The organism is Nocardiopsis metallicus (assembly GCF_014201115.1).
Taxonomy (GTDB): Bacteria; Actinomycetota; Actinomycetes; order Streptosporangiales; family Streptosporangiaceae; genus Nocardiopsis; species Nocardiopsis metallicus.
In genome coordinates this window covers 4,411,515-4,427,200 of sequence record NZ_JACHDO010000001.1, presented here as the reverse complement: position 1 = coordinate 4,427,200, position 15,686 = coordinate 4,411,515, and the positions used below count along the sequence as shown (strand labels likewise).

The following is a 15,686-nucleotide window of genomic DNA, read 5'->3' as shown; positions in this document are numbered from 1 at the left end:
CGGATCCCGCCTCACCCGGTGCTCCCGGTCGCCTCCTTCAGCGCCGCCACCGCTCCGGGGACGTCGTCCACGACGACGGCGTCCATTCCGGCACGGGCGAACCGAGCGGCGTCCACCGGGGCCGGGCACCAGGAGATCATCTCCAACCCGGCCCGGTGCGCCGTCTCCACCGTGTACTCCAGTTCCCGGCGGCCCGGCCGGGGGTTCTCCCCCGACAATCCCAGCGCCCGGGCGTCCACCGCCACGATCGGGCAGCCCATGCCCACCGCGCCCGGGACCGCCGTGTCCGCCGGGTTGCGCACGTAGGGCATCCACGCCGTCGCGACCCCCGGAGCGCCCTCGCGCACACCCAGCAGTAGACCGGGGTCGAAAGAACAGACGAACATCCGGCGCCGCTTGGCCTCCCGGCGCAGGAACGGCAGGACCAGGGACAGGGTCCGCCGGGCCGGGGCGTCCACCCCGTCCTCCATCACCGTCTTGACGTCCACGTCCAGGCCCAGCTCGGTCGGGATCGCGGCCAACCCCTCCTCCAGACCGGCCAGGCCCGCCGCCCGGCACTGTTCCTCGGTGAGGTCCACGATCGCGCGGCCGTCGTCCAGCGCCGCGTTGTGGAAGAGCACCAGCCGGTCGTCGGCGGTGCGGCGCACGTCGATCTCGATCCAGTCCGCGCCGGTCCGCGCCGCCAGCTCGAAGGAGGCGGGCGTGTTCTCCAGCGCGCCGTCGACCACGCCCCGGCCCGCGCCCCGGTGGCCGATCACCGCGGTGGCCCCGAAGACCGCGCTCATGAGGGCGCACCCGGATCGGCGTGCGCACGCATCCGGCGCAGCAGGGTTTCGGCGACCTCCACGTCACCCGGGTTGGTCACCTTGATGTTGGTCTCCTCACCCGGCACGATCCGCACCTCCTCCTCGGGCAGGTACCGCAGCACCACCCCGCAGTCGTCGGTGGCCACCAACGAGGGATCGGCCATCGCCAGTTCGTAGGCGCGCCGTGCCACACCCAACCGGAAGCCCTGGGGGGTCTGCATCCTGCGCAGCCGGGAACGGTCCGGGGTCTGCGCGATCACCTCGCCACCGGTGCGCCCCGGCGCCACCCGCACCACGGTGTCGGCGCTGGGCACCGCCACACCCACGGCCCCCGCCGAACCGAGCGCCGCCACACAGGCGGCGATCGTCCCCGGGCGCACCAGCGGCCGGGCCGCGTCGTGCAGCAGCGCCAGGTCGGAGTCGGCCGCCCCGGCCATCGCCGACAGCGCCGCGTAGGAGGTGTCCGTCCGGGTCGCCCCGCCCGGAAGCACCCGGGAGACCTTGCCGAAACCGGCCTCGGCGACGATGTCCTCGACCCGCCCCACGTACTCCTCGACCATCAGCACCACGATCTCGTCCACCTCGGGACTGGCCTCGAAGGCCGCGATCGAGTGCTCGATGATGGGCCGACCCTCCAGGGGCAGCAGCTGTTTGGGGGAGGGCGCGCCCATCCGGGCCCCGACCCCTCCGGCCAGAACCGCCGCGATCACCCGCGGACCTGCGGACATTGCTTCCCAACTTTCCTGAGGCGGGATGTCAGTCGCTGACCCTAGCCGAACCGGGTGAAGGCGAGGTGGGCGGGAATGATGCGGATGTGGGGTGCGCGGCACGTGGTTGGCACGGTCTGTCCGATGCAGCGGTAACCTATGGACGCCTGTTTGGCGTGCCCGGTCCATACCTCCTCTGATGCGGTCGTGGAGCCGGGCGCGGTTCATGACATCCCCCGGTCACCCGAAACACCCCCGTTCCGGTCCGGTGAGGGTCCGACCGTGTGACCGCGTAGACGGCTGGTGCGCGCAGGCATTTCGATAGACGCGACAGTCCGGCACATCGTGAACCGGACGATCTCAAACCTTGGAGGTGGCGGTGGCGTCAAGGACGCTGGCCGTCTGGGAGCACCGGAAGGTCGTCGGCCTCCTGGTCCGGCGCGACCTGAAGGTCAAGTACCAGCAGTCCGTGCTGGGTTACGCCTGGACGATGTTGGAACCCCTCGCGCTGACGATGGTGTACTGGTTCGTCTTCGGCATCGTGCTCCAGGCGGACCGGGGCATGCCCAACGACGGGGACGTTCCCGGCGGTTACATCCTTTTCCTGGTGGCGGGCATCCTGCCCTGGACGATCTTCGGGTCGATCCTCGGCGAGGCACCGCGCGCGATGATCACGCACTCGAAGCTGATCACCACGATGAAGGTCCCCCGGGAGATCTTCCCCATGGCCACCGTCAGCACCAAGTTCGTCGAGTACCTGCTGACCTGGCCGGTCCTGCTGATCTTCGTGTTCGCGATGGGCGGTCAGTTCAGCTGGGTGGGCATGTTCTTCTGGCTGCCGCTGGCGATCGTGCTCACCTTCATGTTCGGTCTGGGCGTCACCCTGTTCCTGTCCGCGGTCAACGTGTTGCTCCGCGACGTGGAACGGCTGACGCGTATCCTGACCCGCATCCTGTTCTACGGCTCGGCGATCCTGTTCCCCGCCGCCATGGTGCTCGATTCGGGTGCGCCTGGCTGGGCGAAGACGATCTACGAGCTCAACCCGCTGATGGGTATCTTCCAGATGCACCGCACGGTGTGGTTCTCCGACTACGCGGAACTAACGCCGAGCACTCTCGCGTTGACCTCTGCGGTGGTCGGTTCCATCCTGATGTTCGTCATCGGATACTGGACGTTCCGCCGTCTGGAGACGTCCGTTCTGAAGGAGTTGTGATGGCGTCCACCTACGAGGCCGCGGTCACCAGCGGTCCGATCATCGAGGCCAAGGGCCTCGGTGTGAAGTTCGCCGTGAACCGCCGACGCAAGCGCAGCCTCCGTGAGATGTTCATCCACGGCAGCAAGCGCGACCCCAACGCCGAGGGCAGCGAGTTCTGGCCGCTGCGCGACGTCTCCTTCGACGTCGCCAAGGGCGACTGCGTGGGCATCGTCGGCAAGAACGGCACCGGCAAGTCGACCCTGCTCAAGATGATCGCCGGGGTGCTCATCCCGGACGAGGGCAAGGTCAGCGTGCACGGCAAGGTCGCCCCGCTGCTGGAGCTGCGCGCCGGGTTCAACGACAACCTCACCGGGCGCGAGAACGTGTACCTGGTCGGTTCGCTGCACGGTATGCCAGAGAAGGAGATCGACGCGCGCTTCGACGAGATCGTCGACTTCGCCGAGATCAAGCCGAAGTTCATCGACACCCCGATCCGCCACTACTCCAGCGGTATGAAGGTGCGCCTGGGCTTCGCGCTCATCTCCCAGCTGGAGCACCCCATCATGCTGGTCGACGAGGTGCTCGCGGTGGGCGACAAGGCCTTCAAGCGCAAGAGCTACGAGGCCATCGACCGCATGCTCGCCAACGACCGCACGATGGTGCTGGTCTCGCACAACGAGAAGGACCTGCGCCGCTTCTGCAACCGCGGTCTGTACATCAAGGGCGGCACGCTCGCCCTCGACACCGACATCGACTCCGCCCTGGCCGCGTACAACGAGGACACCAGGGTGGAGATCGAGGAGCGCAAGAAGAAGGACGCGGCCAAGAAGAAGCGGGCCGAGGAGGCGGAGAAGAAGCTCGAGGCGGAGCAGCGGGCCGCCACCTCGGATTCCGCCGAGGGTAAGCCCGTCGACTCCGCCGAGAAGCCTGAGGGCGGCTCCGCTGACAAACCCGACGGCAAGGACGGCGGTCAGGCCGCCTGAGCGGCGCCTACCTGATCTGTGCTGGCCTGATGTGGTCGAAACCACCTGAAGGTTGACGAAAAAGCGCACCCCGGACTGTTCCGGAGGTGCGCTCTTTCGCGTCCGGACCTGTCCGGAACGCCCTTGGAGGGCTGAAAGCGGCATCTCGGCGGCCATGGGCGTGTCAGTGGTTGATTGCGCACAGAGCGTAGGCGACGGTGACTCTCAGTTGAAACTGGGAGGGCACGGGCATGGCTGGCACAGTGGCGCGGGCGACCGCGCGGATGTTGGGGCGCAGGCACGTCACCCGTTCGGGGGTGACCCGGATCAGCGTCCTGCTGGCGGTCGCCGCGGCGGTTTGGTTCAGTCGGGCCGACCTCGTCGGCGCCCTGGCCGGATCCGCGCTGCTCGGGCTGGTCCTGTTCTGCGACGCGGTCCGCTCCCGGATGCGGGCCAACCGCAGGGACGCCCTCACCGTCTGGACGGCCTCCATCGCCGCCCAGCTCCGGGAGTACGCCGTTTACGTCGGCCTCGCCTTCGGGGCGGCCGCCGCCGGGTTCACCAGCGCCTGGGGGTGGGCCGCCGGCGCGCTGATCGCCCTGGCCCTGCGTGACGCGCTCCTGGTGGCCCGCTCGGCCCCCGCGGCGGCCTCGGGCGGCTCGGGGGCGAAGCCGCCCGCCCTGCCCGCGCAGCGTCGCGCTGAGGGCTTCCGGGTGCCGCCGCCCAGGCCGGGCTCCACCGGAAGCGCGGCTGCGACGGCCGCCCCCTCGCTGGCTTCCCCGGTGGCGCCGGAAGCCGACGGGGGCCTCTCTCCGGTGCTCCTGGCCCGGCGGGTCATGGTCTTCGGCCAGCCGATCCGCTTCCTCGTGATCGCCGTCGCCACCGTGGCCGTGGACGCGCGGATCGCCTTCCTCAGCCTGATCGTCGGCTGCGCCGTGGCGATCACCGGGGAGCTGGTCGACCCCTCCTCCCGAGGGGGGCGCCGATGAGCGCGGGGGAGACGGGGGAGGAGCCCCCGGGCACGCGGGAACGCTTCGTACCCACCATCCCCGATCTGCGCCTTCTTCGTGATGACAGTCACATCGGGGTGCTGCTGGGCAGGATCGTTCCAGGACTGGCCCCGCCGCTGCTCACCGCCGTCGCCGCGGCCGTCGTCGTCCTGGTGCTGATCGCGGCTGACGGGGGACAGCCCACAGGCATTACCCTGTTCGCACCGGTCGCTGCCCTGCTACTGTCCGGTCTGGCCTCGGGCCACCCCCACGACGGGCGGTACGACTGGCTCGTACCCCCGATCCTGCGCGTCACCGAGTACAGCTACCTGGCGGTCGTCGGGCTCGCGTCCGGCGTACCCGGTCCCCTGGTGTTCGTACTCTTGATGACGGTCGTCTGCCATCATCGCGACGACGTCGCACGGCCCGCCGTCGGTGTCAGTCGACCGGTGTGGGTGCGGCACGCCGCGCTCGGCTGGGACGGCCGGATGCTCGTCATCGCGGTCGGGGGCGCGTTTTCCGCCCCCACCACCGCCTACGGCATACTCGCCGCGTACCTGGCGGTCTTGCTCGTCCGCGAGGCCGTGCGCACCTGGAGCGCCACACCGGTGACCGACGTGGGCGTCAGCACCGCCACGCAGGGCGACGGCGTCGTCCTGGGGGATCACCCGATCACCCGCCGGGGAGACGGGGGCCGACCGGCCGCCGGAACGAACGGGGAGGCGTGAGAGCCTCCTCGAACTAAGGAGGAACACGCCCTCATGCTCGGAATGGTTCTCGCCGCAGGCGCGGGGCGCCGTTTGCGCCCCTACACCGACACCCTGCCCAAGGCCCTGGTGCCCGTTGACGGCGAGACGACCATCATGGACATCTCGCTGCGCAACCTGGCCGCCGCCGGGCTCACCGACGTCGTCGTCGTGGTCGGTTACCGTGCCGAGGCCGTCGAGGAGCGCAAGGAGGCGCTGGAGAAGCGCCACGGCGTCAAGCTCACCCTCAGCTACAACGACAAGGCCGAGGAGTGGAACAACGCTTACTCCCTGTGGACCGCGCGTGAGTTCTTCTCCGAGGGCGTCCTCCTGGTCAACGGCGACACCGTGCACCCGGTGAGCGTCGAGGAAACGCTACTCGCCGCCCGGGGGCCGGAACTCCTCCTCGCGGTGGACAACGTGAAAACCCTCGCCGACGAGGAGATGAAGGTGACCCTCGACGGCGAGGGCCACCTCAGCACCATCACCAAGCTGATGGACCCGGCCACCGCCGCGGGCGAGTACATCGGCGCCACCCTCATCGAGGGCTCGCTGGCCCCGCGCCTGGCCGACGCCCTCAAGGCCACCTGGGAGCGCGACCCGCAGCTGTACTACGAGGACGGCTACCAGGAGCTCGTCCGCCGCGGAGAGAAGATCTCCGTCGCCCCCATCGGCAAGGTCGACTGGGTCGAGGTCGACAACCACGACGACCTGGCCAAGGCAAGGGAGATCGCGTGCCACTACTAGCCCGAATGCTCCCCTCCCCGCTGGCGATCGACGTTCGCCGGGGAGCCATCGCCTCGCTCGGAACGGTGCTGTCCGACCGCCGGATCGCCACCGAGGGACGCATCGCCGTCGCGGTGGGCCCGGGCCAGGGCGCACAGATCGCCGCTGACCTCGACCTGCCCAACTGCGAGGTCTTCAAGGTCGAGGAAGGCACCGTCGACGCGGCGACCGAACTGGGCAAGAAGCTGCGCTCCGGCGCTTATGAGGCCGTGGCCGGTATCGGCGGCGGCAAGATCATCGACGTCACCAAGTTCGCCGCGACCATGGCGGGCATCCCGATGGTGGCCGTGGCCACGAACCTGGCCCACGACGGCATCGCCTCCCCCGTCAGCTCCCTGGAGCACGAGGGCGGCAAGCCGTCCATCGGCGTCACCATGCCCCTCGCGATCGTCATCGACGTCGACTACGTCCGGGCGGCCCCGCCGCACCTGGTGCGCTCCGGCATCGGTGACGTGGTCAGCAACATCTCGGCCATCGAGGACTGGGAGCTCGCCGGGAAGGTGAACGACGAGCCGATCGACAGCATGGCCGTCACCTTCGCGCGCGTGGCCGCCGAGGCGGTCCTGCACCGCCCCGACTCGATCGAGTCCGAGGGGTTCATCAAGGTCCTGGCCGAGGGCCTGGTGCTGTCCGGCATGGCCATGGTGGTCGCCGGGTCCAGCCGCCCGGCGAGCGGCGCCTGCCACGAGATCCTGCACGCCATCACCCAGCTCTCCCCCGGTACGAGCAACCACGGTGAGCTCGCCGGCCTGGGTGCGCTGTACGCGTCCTACCTGCGGGTCGAGCACCTGGACTGGCCGCAGGCGCGTCTGGAGGAGATCAGGAACTGCCTGATCCGCCACGACCTGCCGATCGTGCCCTCCGACGTCGGTCTCGACGAGGCCTCGTTCGCGCGTGCGGTGGTCCACGCCCCGGGCACCCGCCCGGGCCGGTTCACCATCCTTGAACACCTGAACCTCTCCGAGGACGAGATCGGGCGGAGTGTCGCGCGCTATGTCGAAGCCGTCGGTCGCTGAGGTCCGCGCGGGCGGCCAGCCCGCGGGGATCAAGGAGCGTGTCAACGAGGAGCACTGGGCGGGCCGTCTCTACATGCGGGACATCTCCCCGTACCTGACGACCCTCTTCGTGCGCCTGCGCGTGCCGCCGAACCCCATCACCTACCTGATGATGGTCTTCGGCGTGCTCGCCGGTGTGATCGTGGCCTTCGGCGGACTGTGGTCGGCGATCCTCGCCGCCGTGTTCGTGCAGATCTACCTGCTGCTGGACTGTTCCGACGGCGAGGTGGCCCGCTACACCGGCCGCACCAGCGTGGCCGGGATCTACCTGGACCGCATCGGGCACTACGTGTCCGAGGTCGCCCTGCTGATCGGCCTGGGCATCCGAGCCCAGGGCGAGTTCGAGGCGGGCGGCTGGGTCATCCTGGGCATGACCGCCGCGCTCGGTGTCGTGCTGATCAAGGCCGAGACCGACAACGTCGTGGTGGCCCGGGCCAAGGCGGGCCTGCCGGAGAAGATCTCCGAGGAGGCCATGAAGCCGAAGTCCTCGGGGCTGAGCCTGGCCCGCCGCCTGGCCTCCACGCTGAAGGTGCACCGCCTGATCCAGGCGGTCGAGCTGTCCCTGATCGTGGTGGTGGCGGCCGTGGCCGACCTCTTCCTCGGGGACCTGACGGCCACCCGGATCCTGGTCGTGGCCTGCGCGGGCGTGGCGGTTCTGATGAGCTTCGCGCACTTCGTGAGCGTGCTCGCCTCCCGCCGCCTCGAGTAACGCGATGATGACGTTTTGACGTCTCCTACGGAGCCGTGAGCGATACCCCGTTCACGGCTCCGTACACTTCGCTTTTATCCTTTCGTTAGTCTGTTTCTGCGAAAGTTGACAGGTGTACACCTGTCAGTCGCACGACGTCCACTGAACGGTCGCAACCATGGCCACACCCGTGATCCCTCCCCCGCAAGGCTCCGACGCCTCCGCCACGCGTCCGACCCGCGCGCCAGGAGCCGAACGGAGCAGCTCCCAGGTGCCCGGTACCGGAAAGCCCACCCTGTCCTGCGTCCTGCTCACCATGGGCAACCGCCCGGCCGAGCTGCGCCGCGCGATCACCAGCGTGTTCGAGCAGGAGGGCGCGGACGTCGAGGTCGTCGTCGTGGGTAACGGCGCCGACCTGCCCGAGCTGCCGGAGGGCGTCACCACGGTGCGCCTGCCGGAGAACGTGGGCATCCCCGCGGGCCGCAACGAGGGCGTGCGGGCGACCAGCGGCGACATCGTCCTGTTCCTGGACGACGACGGCTGGTACCGGTCCAAGGACCTGGCCAGGCACGTGCGCGAACGCTTCGCCGCCGAACCGGCCCTGGGCGCGCTGTCGTTCCGCATCGCCGACCCCGACGGCGGCCCCGACCAGCGCCGCCACGTACCGCGGCTGCGCGTGGGCGACTCCCGCAAGTCCAGTGTGGTCACCACCTTCCTCGGCGGCGCCAGCGCCGTCCGCCGGACCGCCTTCGACGAGGGCGGCGGCCTGCCCGGCGAGTTCTTCTACGCCCACGAGGAGACCGACCTCGCCTGGCGCATCATGGACTCCGGGTACACCATCGAGTACGACGCCGACGCGGTGATGTACCACCCGGCCGTCGCGCCGACCCGGCACGAGGACTTCTACCGGCTCAACGCCCGCAACCGGGTGTGGCTGGCCCGCCGCAACCTCCCGTGGCCGCTGGCCTTCGCCTACCTGGGCACCTGGGTCGGCCTCACGGTGCTGCGCGAGCGCGACCGCGCCGCCCTCAGGTCCTGGTTCTCCGGTTTCCGCGAGGGCTGGCGCGAGGACGCGGGTCCGCGTACCCCCATCAGCTGGAAGACCGCCTGGCGGATGACCCGGGCCGGTCGCCCCCCGATCATCTGACCGGCCTTCGCTCCGGGGTCCCGGCGAGGGGCGCGTGCCGCCTGGCACGCGCCCCTCGCGCGCGTACGGCAGCCGACTCGGCGCGCATCGTTTCGGTGTGTATGTAGATACCCTCCCGGCACGTCACACAAATTGTTGCTTCTTGACAATAGTTGACGTAGTCGGCATTGTTTTCGAGGGAGCGCGCGAGCGGGGTGGCCTACGCTGAGCGGAAGCCGCGCTGCTCGCGCTCGACTCCTCCGGCGCCGCTGTCCAGACGGTCCGCCGCCTCCTGGAAGGCGGTGAGGCCCTCCATCAGCATCGCCCGTTTCCTCGGGGGCATACGGGCGACCACGGCGTGGAGCTCGCGCTCCCGCCGGGCCCGGAGGTCCCGGAGGTATGAGCGCCCGCTCTCGGTCAGCCAGACCCGCAGTTCGCGACGGCTGTTGGGACTGGCGGTCCTGTTCACGAAGCCGACCGCCTCCAAGCGGTCACACAGCCTGCTGACAGACGGAGGGGTGGAGCCCAGACGATCGGTGACGGTCCGCAGGTTCACGCCGTCCTCGTTATCGAGGATGAACAGGACCTTGAGCTGGGACGCCGATACCGGAGCGGTCGCGACCTCGCGCCCCCGCCCCCACAGCACCTCGACCAACTCGGTCGTTTCGGACGCGGCCCGAGTGGCGTCCCATGCCTGGTCCTGAGATTCAGCACTCACTTTCCAGCCTCACCACATCGCGGTTGTGGGTCGAACCCGTGCCCTGGTCGGCAGTCGGGTATCTCCAAGACCATAACGGAACGCCCGGTTCCGTGCCCGCCGACCGTGTCCCGCCCAGAACCCGGCGGACACGCACAGACTCCAGCACAGAAAACACAGGTTGACGACTTTGAACGGATACGAGGCGGTCGTTCGGGCCCTGCAGAAGGCCAGGCCCGACGGACTGCTGACGGCGCTCCGGGGTGCTCTCGGCACGCACTATGAAGCGCTGGCGGTGGACCTGCTGCTGGCCGACTACGGGATGACAGCGCTGTGCTATGTCACTGAGCCGGAGGAGGACCCCCGACAGCACTCACTGTTCAACAGCGCGGACGGCCGGGCCTTCGGCTCCCAGGCGAGGCTGGTGGAGAAGTTCGCCGGCGCCGGTCGGGCGATCGTCCGCCTGCCGGTCAGCGTCAGGGGGGACCGGCTGGGCGTTCTCGTGGTGGAACTCCCCTTCTCCGAGCCGGCGCCCAGCCTCCTCCGCGACCTGGAGCGGATCGCACGGGCCCTGGGGCACGAACTCATCGTCGCCGAGCGGGACACCGATCTCTACCGCGCAGTGCGGCGTCGCGATCGCCTCACCCTCGCCGCCGAGATGCAGTGGGACCTGCTGGCCGGCCGCGCGTACGAATGCCAGGAGTACGGCATAGGGGCCCAGTTGGAGCCCGCCTACGCTATCCGCGGGGACAACTTCGACTGGTCGGCCGGGAGCGACCGGCTCCTGCTCAGCGTCACCAACGGCATGGGTGAGGGCATCGAGGCGTCCCTGCTCACCAGTCTGGCCGTCAACGCTTTGCGCAACGCCAGGCGGGCGGGGGTGCCGCTGGCCGATCAGGCCGCCCTCGCGGACAAGGCCGTCTACGCCCAGCACGGCGGGGAGCGCTACCTGGAAGTGCTCCTGCTCTCCTTCGATCCGGCCACCGGCGAGGTGCAGGTGGTCGACGCCGGTTCGCCCCGCCTGTACGTGCTGCGGGACGACACGGTGACCCGCTACCCCTTCGAGGCCCAGATGCCGCTGGGCATGGCCGAGGACACCGTCTACACCGCGCAGCACTTCTCGGTTCAGCCCGGTGACCGTCTGGTGTTCGTGAGCGACGGGGTGTTCGACGCACACGGGGGCAGCCCCGACCTCTTCGGTGTCCGGGCGCTGGCCCGCTCGATCCTCTCGACCCGACTGCTCCCCGCGGCCTCGGTGCCGCAGGAGGTCCTGCGCAACCTCGCCGACTACCGCCAGGGCGTCAGGAGCGAGGACGACGCCTTGGTCGTGTGCCTCGACTGGAGGGGCAAGGGGTGATCCGCTTCCGCGCGGGGGCAGGCCTCCGGCTGCCCCCGCGCCATTCTGGTAGACAGTTGTCGAACGGCAACCAATCAACGATGGGATCCACATGACCGATGTCCCTCCGGTCGGGAGCGCGTCACGGGCAGTATCACGGCTCCTGCGGGACAGAAACGAGCAGATCGCCCAGCGGTGGGCCGACCTGCCGCTCTTTCAGGCGGTCTTCACCGTCACCCGGGACGAGGCGGTGGAAGCCTGCCATGCGCTCCTGGAATCCCTGGTCCACGTTGTCGAGAGCGGTCGAGTCGGCGATATCGATGCCCCCGGTTTCGGAACGATCCGGCAACAGTTGGCCGCGATGAGCGCCTCGCGGACCCGTTCGGGGCTGTCCATCGGCCAGGTCGACCGCGAGGTCGGTGCCCTGGGAACCGCCCCCGCGGAGATCCTGGTACGCGAGGCCGGAGAGGGCGGGGAGGAGCTGCTCAGCGCCCGGTTGCTGTTGACCGAGCTCCTGTCCACCCTCCGGGTCGTCGTCATCGAGACAACGCTCCAGGAGAACCGCGAGATCGTGGACCGTCAGCGCCAGCAGCTGATGGAGATGACCACCCCCGTCATCAAGCTCTGGGACCGGCTGGTGGCCGTTCCGCTGATCGGCATGCTCGACAGCGCCCGGAGCCAGGTGGTGATGGAGAACCTCCTGGACGCCATCGTCGAGCACAACGCCACCATGGCGATCCTCGACATCACCGGGGTGCCCACGGTCGACTCCCTGGTGGCCCAGCACCTGATGAAGACCGTCGCCTCCGCCCGCCTCATGGGGGCCGACTGCGTGATCTCGGGCATCCGGCCCGCGATCGCCCAGACCATCGTCCAGCTCGGACTCGACCTCGGACCGGTCACCACCCGGGCCACCCTCGCCGACGCGCTGGAACTGGCGCTGGAACGGCAGAGCGACAAGGACCAGGCGTTCGCGCCCCGCCGCTGACAGACCGATCGGACCAGAATCGTGCAGCTTGGAGCATCCCCTGTTCCCGTCCTGGACCTGGGTGGCATCCTGCTCATCAGTATCCAGGGTGAACTCCCGGACAACGCGGCCGTCGACCTACGGACGGACGTGACCCTCGCCTTGTCCGACACCGGGGCCCGTGGTGTCATCATCGACATCTGCGGACTGGACATGGTCGACTCCTTCCTGGCCAGGGTCCTGGCCGAGGTGGCCGCCAGTGCCCGACTGCTGGCGGCCCAGGCGGTGCTCGTGGGAATGCGCCCCAGCGTCGCCATCACCCTGGTCGAGCTCGGGCTCACCCTGCCCGGGCTGGAGACCGCGCGGACCGTCAGCGAGGCGGCCTCCCGCTTCGGGGTCGAGATCCGGCAGACCGGGGACCGGTCCGCCGCCAGGGGCACCGATCGGACCCCGACGTGAGCACCGGTCAGCGCACCGCCCTCAGCCTTCCGGTTCGCAATGACGCGGATCTGATGACTGTGCGCCAGCGGGTGCGCGCCCTGGCACAGGAGCTCGGATTCGGCTTGGTCCAGCAGACCAAGCTGGTGACCGCGGCCAGTGAACTCGCCCGCAACACCCTCGTCCACGGGGGCGGGGGCTCCGTCACCGTTGACAAGGTCTCCGACGGCCGTGGCCGTGACGGGCTCACCCTGACCTTCAGCGACGACGGACCGGGTATCGGTGACGTCGACCTGGCGCTGCGTGACGGCTACTCGACGGCCGGAGGGCTCGGCATGGGGCTGAGCGGGTCCAAACGGCTGGTGCATGAGTTCTCGGTGGAAACCGCACCGGGTGGGGGCGCCACGGTCACCGTAACGCTGTGGTCGGGAACCTCGCCCCATGGACGGCGATGACCAGGGTCTGGGACGTGTCGGTCGGCGACTCCACCCTGGTCCGCCGGGCGAGGGAGGCCGTGGAGGAGGCTGCGGTCGCCGCGGGCCTGAACCCGGCCAGGGCCGGGGACGCCGCACTGACGGCGACGGAACTCGCCACCAACGCGGTCAAGTACGCGGGCGGCGGCCGGATCGTCGCCGAGGTGGCGCGCGACGACTGGGGCAACGCCCGAGCCCTGCAGATCCTCGCGCTGGACCACGGCCCGGGCATCCTCGACGTGGACCGGGCCATGGCCGACGGCTACTCGACCGGTGGTTCGCTCGGAAGCGGGCTGGGTGCCTGCGCCAGGGCCTGCGACCACTTTGAGGTGGACAGCGTCCCCGGCCGGGGCACGCTCGCCCTGGCCCGGATCGCTGCCCCCGAACACCGGGGCCGGTTCTCCGGGCCCGCCGTCACCGGTGGCCTGCACCTGCCCCTGGGCGGCCACCCCGAGTCCGGTGACGGTCTGGCCTTCCGTAGCGGTTCGGGACACCGCACCGTCATGCTCGCCGACGGCCTGGGCCACGGAGCCGCGGCCGCGGAAGCCAGCGATGCCGCGGCGGGCACTGTGCGGCGCCAGGCCGGAGAACCCCCCGAAGCACTGCTGCGACTGCTGCACGCCGAGCTGCGCTCCACCAGGGGCGCCGCCGTGGCCGTGGTCGACATCGACGAGTCGGCCCACCGGCTCACCTTCTGCGGGGTGGGCAACGTCGGTGCCCGGCTGCACAGCAACGGACGCTGGGAGACACTGCTCTCCCAACCCGGCATCGTCGGCGCCTTCGGCCTGCGCACCCCGGTGCCCCAGCGCCGTGCGTGGAATAGGGGGGACATGCTGGTTCTCCACACTGACGGACTGCCCAGCCGTTGGTCACCCGAGGGCATCGAAGGCATGGTCACCCGGGACGCCGCGCTGATCGCCGGACGGGTTTTCCGTGACGCGGGCAGCGCCGCTCGCCCCCTGCGCGACGACACCGCCGTCGCCGTCGCGCTGCACACCGAACGCTTCGACGGGAAGAGGGCATGAGCCACCGTCTCCTGAGTGAACCTTTCCGCTCCCCGGTGGACGTGGCGCTGGTCCGCGCCCGTATCGGTCACCTCCTGCGCGCGGGCGCACAAGCCCCGGAGGTCGGAGCGGAGTTCCTGTCCGTCACTGCGGAGCGTGCGCTTGACCACGTCGAGTCCGGCTCCTCCGGCCAGGTGTGGCTGGAGCTGTCGAGCGACCACCGCGCGCTGAGGGCGACCGTCGTCGGCGACGGACCGGAGTCCGAAGCCTGGGTGAGGACCCTCGATCTGGAGCACCCCCTGCCCGATGCGGTGACAGGCCCGGAAGGCTCTACACGGGGACCCTCCGAAGTCGAACTGCTGGCCGCCCAACAGCTGGCCGACGACCGCCACCACCTGCGGATGACCCGCCTGGCCCGCCAGCGCGCCGAGGAACTCGCCTCGCACCAGCGCGAACTGGAGGAGACCAACCAGGGCGTGCTGGCCCTGCACGCGGAACTCGCCCAGGCAAGTGACGAGCAGCAGCGCCTGCTGCGCGCCGAGCGCGCAGCGCGGGACGAGGCGGAGACAGCCCGAAGCCGGCTGACCTTCCTGTCGGCGGCCAGCGCCCAACTCATGGCCACCCTCCAGCGGACGGAGATCTGCGGGCACCTGGAGAAACTGCTTATCCCGGAGTACGCGTTGGCGGTCGACCTGTGGGTGGTCGACGAGGGCGACACCCTGGTCGGCCTGGGGGGTTCCGACGCGGTGGACCCCCCCAGGACGGTGGTTCGCTCGGTCAATGAGCGGCGTCCTGTGCACGGCCGTCCCAAGGACGGCGTGCGCAGCACGGCGTTTCCCCTGCTGCTGTCTTCCAGGCCCCTGGGCGCCATGTTGCTGCACCGCATCACCGATGTCGAGGACGACAGCCTTATGCTGGGCGAGCTCGCCCGCCGGGTAGCCGCCGCGCTGGAGAACGCCCAGCGCTTCGAACACGAGCGCGACACCGCCGCCACCCTGCAGCGGGCCATGCTCACCCAGCTGCCCCGGGTCCCCGGGCTGGAGCTCACCGCGCGCTACCGTCCTGCTGAGGGCGGTATGAACGTGGGCGGCGACTGGTACGACGTCTTCCCCCTCGAAGACGGCGAGTACGTTGGCGTGGTCGGGGACGTCACCGGGCACGGAATCCACGCCGCGGTCACGATGGGACAGCTGCGCACCGCTCTGCGCGCCTACGCGGTGGACGAGCGCAGCCCGGCCGCCCTGCTCGGGCTCCTGCACCGGCTGCTCGACCGCCTTGAACCGGACCTGTTCGCCACGGCCGTCATCATCCGCTTCCGACAGGGCAGCTCAGAGGTGACCATGGCCTCGGCCGGGCACCCGCCACCGCTGCTGAGGAAGGCGCCGGGCGAGGCCGCCCCGATCGAGATGCCGTCGGGCGGCATGCTGGGCCTCCCCGTCGACCTCACCCACACCGACCACCGCGTGGAGATTCCGCCGGGCAGAGCACTGCTGCTGTACACCGACGGCCTGGTCGAACGCCGTGGGGAGTCCATCGACGACGGCATCGCCCGTCTGGCGGAGGGCTTCGGAACGGCCTTTCGGCCGGGCGGTGATCCGGAGCGGGCCGCAGACGAACTGCTGTCCTCGGCCCTGCGCGACCACTCCTACGACGACGACGTCTGCATGCTGCTCCTGAGCCCGACCGCGGACACCGGCTGACCTGAACAAGG

The 15,686-nt window shown here is 70.0% G+C and carries 16 protein-coding genes and 1 pseudogene; 14 read left to right on the top strand and 3 right to left on the bottom strand.

Annotation, left to right across the window (positions count from 1 at the left end):
• Window positions 1-11 precede the first annotated feature (11 nt).
• Both HNR07_RS19265 and HNR07_RS19260 read right to left on the bottom strand, forming a co-directional pair.
• The gene (locus tag HNR07_RS19265; protein WP_184366178.1) at window positions 12-785 is read right to left on the bottom strand and encodes a glycerophosphodiester phosphodiesterase; all 774 of its coding nucleotides are present in this window, start codon (window positions 783-785) and stop codon (window positions 12-14) included.
• Window positions 782-1,534, bottom strand: coding sequence for an IspD/TarI family cytidylyltransferase (locus tag HNR07_RS19260; RefSeq protein ID WP_184366177.1), 753 nt, complete (start codon window positions 1,532-1,534; stop codon window positions 782-784). Before HNR07_RS19260 ends, HNR07_RS19265 begins: the two co-directional genes overlap by 4 nt.
• Window positions 1,535-1,880: 346 nt before the next feature.
• On the opposite strand from HNR07_RS19260, the gene HNR07_RS19255 reads away from it, so the two are divergent.
• The 8 genes and pseudogenes from HNR07_RS19255 to HNR07_RS19220 all read left to right on the top strand — a co-directional run bounded on the left by HNR07_RS19255 (window position 1,881) and on the right by HNR07_RS19220 (window position 9,081).
• Window positions 1,881-2,726 carry an ABC transporter permease gene (locus tag HNR07_RS19255; RefSeq protein WP_184366176.1) on the top strand — a complete coding sequence of 282 codons (846 nt, stop codon included), beginning with the start codon at window positions 1,881-1,883 and terminating at the stop codon, window positions 2,724-2,726.
• A 197-nt stretch (window positions 2,727-2,923) separates the two neighbouring features.
• Window positions 2,924-3,691, top strand: a pseudogene (locus tag HNR07_RS19250) (ABC transporter ATP-binding protein); the annotation flags it as partial.
• A gap of 230 nt (window positions 3,692-3,921) precedes the next feature.
• Window positions 3,922-4,659, top strand: a complete 738-nt coding sequence (locus HNR07_RS19245) for a hypothetical protein (RefSeq protein ID WP_184366174.1) — start codon at window positions 3,922-3,924, stop codon at window positions 4,657-4,659.
• Entirely contained in the window at window positions 4,656-5,387 is a 732-nt protein-coding gene (locus tag HNR07_RS19240; protein WP_184366173.1) for a DUF5941 domain-containing protein, read from the top strand. The genes HNR07_RS19245 and HNR07_RS19240 overlap by 4 nt, the downstream gene beginning before the upstream one ends.
• Before the next feature lie 33 nt (window positions 5,388-5,420).
• Window positions 5,421-6,152: a phosphocholine cytidylyltransferase family protein gene (locus tag HNR07_RS19235; protein WP_184366172.1), complete on the top strand. Its 732-nt coding sequence runs from the start codon at window positions 5,421-5,423 to the stop codon at window positions 6,150-6,152.
• Window positions 6,153-6,157: 5 nt separating this feature from the next.
• Entirely contained in the window at window positions 6,158-7,207 is a 1,050-nt protein-coding gene (locus HNR07_RS19230) for an iron-containing alcohol dehydrogenase family protein (RefSeq protein ID WP_184372321.1), read from the top strand.
• Window positions 7,185-7,955 carry a CDP-alcohol phosphatidyltransferase family protein gene (locus tag HNR07_RS19225; protein WP_184366171.1) on the top strand — a complete coding sequence of 257 codons (771 nt, stop codon included), beginning with the start codon at window positions 7,185-7,187 and terminating at the stop codon, window positions 7,953-7,955. The genes HNR07_RS19230 and HNR07_RS19225 overlap by 23 nt, the downstream gene beginning before the upstream one ends.
• Window positions 7,956-8,250: 295 nt before the next feature.
• The gene (locus HNR07_RS19220) at window positions 8,251-9,081 is read left to right on the top strand and encodes a glycosyltransferase (protein ID WP_184372318.1); all 831 of its coding nucleotides are present in this window, start codon (window positions 8,251-8,253) and stop codon (window positions 9,079-9,081) included.
• Between the two features lie 199 nt (window positions 9,082-9,280).
• Here HNR07_RS19220 and HNR07_RS19215 read toward each other — a convergent pair whose 3' ends face one another.
• Window positions 9,281-9,778 (bottom strand): MarR family transcriptional regulator, encoded by a 498-nt coding sequence (locus HNR07_RS19215; protein ID WP_184366170.1) that lies wholly within the window; start codon window positions 9,776-9,778, stop codon window positions 9,281-9,283.
• 169 nt (window positions 9,779-9,947) lie between these two features.
• On the opposite strand from HNR07_RS19215, the gene HNR07_RS19210 reads away from it, so the two are divergent.
• The 6 genes from HNR07_RS19210 to HNR07_RS19185 all read left to right on the top strand — a co-directional run bounded on the left by HNR07_RS19210 (window position 9,948) and on the right by HNR07_RS19185 (window position 15,675).
• Window positions 9,948-11,114 (top strand): PP2C family protein-serine/threonine phosphatase, encoded by a 1,167-nt coding sequence (locus HNR07_RS19210; protein ID WP_184372315.1) that lies wholly within the window; start codon window positions 9,948-9,950, stop codon window positions 11,112-11,114.
• Window positions 11,115-11,205: 91 nt separating this feature from the next.
• Window positions 11,206-12,081, top strand: a complete 876-nt coding sequence (locus tag HNR07_RS19205) for an STAS domain-containing protein (protein ID WP_184366169.1) — start codon at window positions 11,206-11,208, stop codon at window positions 12,079-12,081.
• A 21-nt stretch (window positions 12,082-12,102) separates the two neighbouring features.
• Complete coding sequence (locus HNR07_RS19200) at window positions 12,103-12,519, top strand: STAS domain-containing protein (protein ID WP_184366168.1); 417 nt, start codon at window positions 12,103-12,105, stop codon at window positions 12,517-12,519.
• Window positions 12,516-12,953: an anti-sigma regulatory factor gene (locus tag HNR07_RS19195; protein WP_312893892.1), complete on the top strand. Its 438-nt coding sequence runs from the start codon at window positions 12,516-12,518 to the stop codon at window positions 12,951-12,953. The genes HNR07_RS19200 and HNR07_RS19195 overlap by 4 nt, the downstream gene beginning before the upstream one ends.
• Entirely contained in the window at window positions 12,950-13,996 is a 1,047-nt protein-coding gene (locus tag HNR07_RS19190; protein WP_184366166.1) for a SpoIIE family protein phosphatase, read from the top strand. Before HNR07_RS19195 ends, HNR07_RS19190 begins: the two co-directional genes overlap by 4 nt.
• Entirely contained in the window at window positions 13,993-15,675 is a 1,683-nt protein-coding gene (locus HNR07_RS19185) for a PP2C family protein-serine/threonine phosphatase (RefSeq protein ID WP_184366165.1), read from the top strand. The genes HNR07_RS19190 and HNR07_RS19185 overlap by 4 nt, the downstream gene beginning before the upstream one ends.
• Window positions 15,676-15,686: the final 11 nt, after the last annotated feature.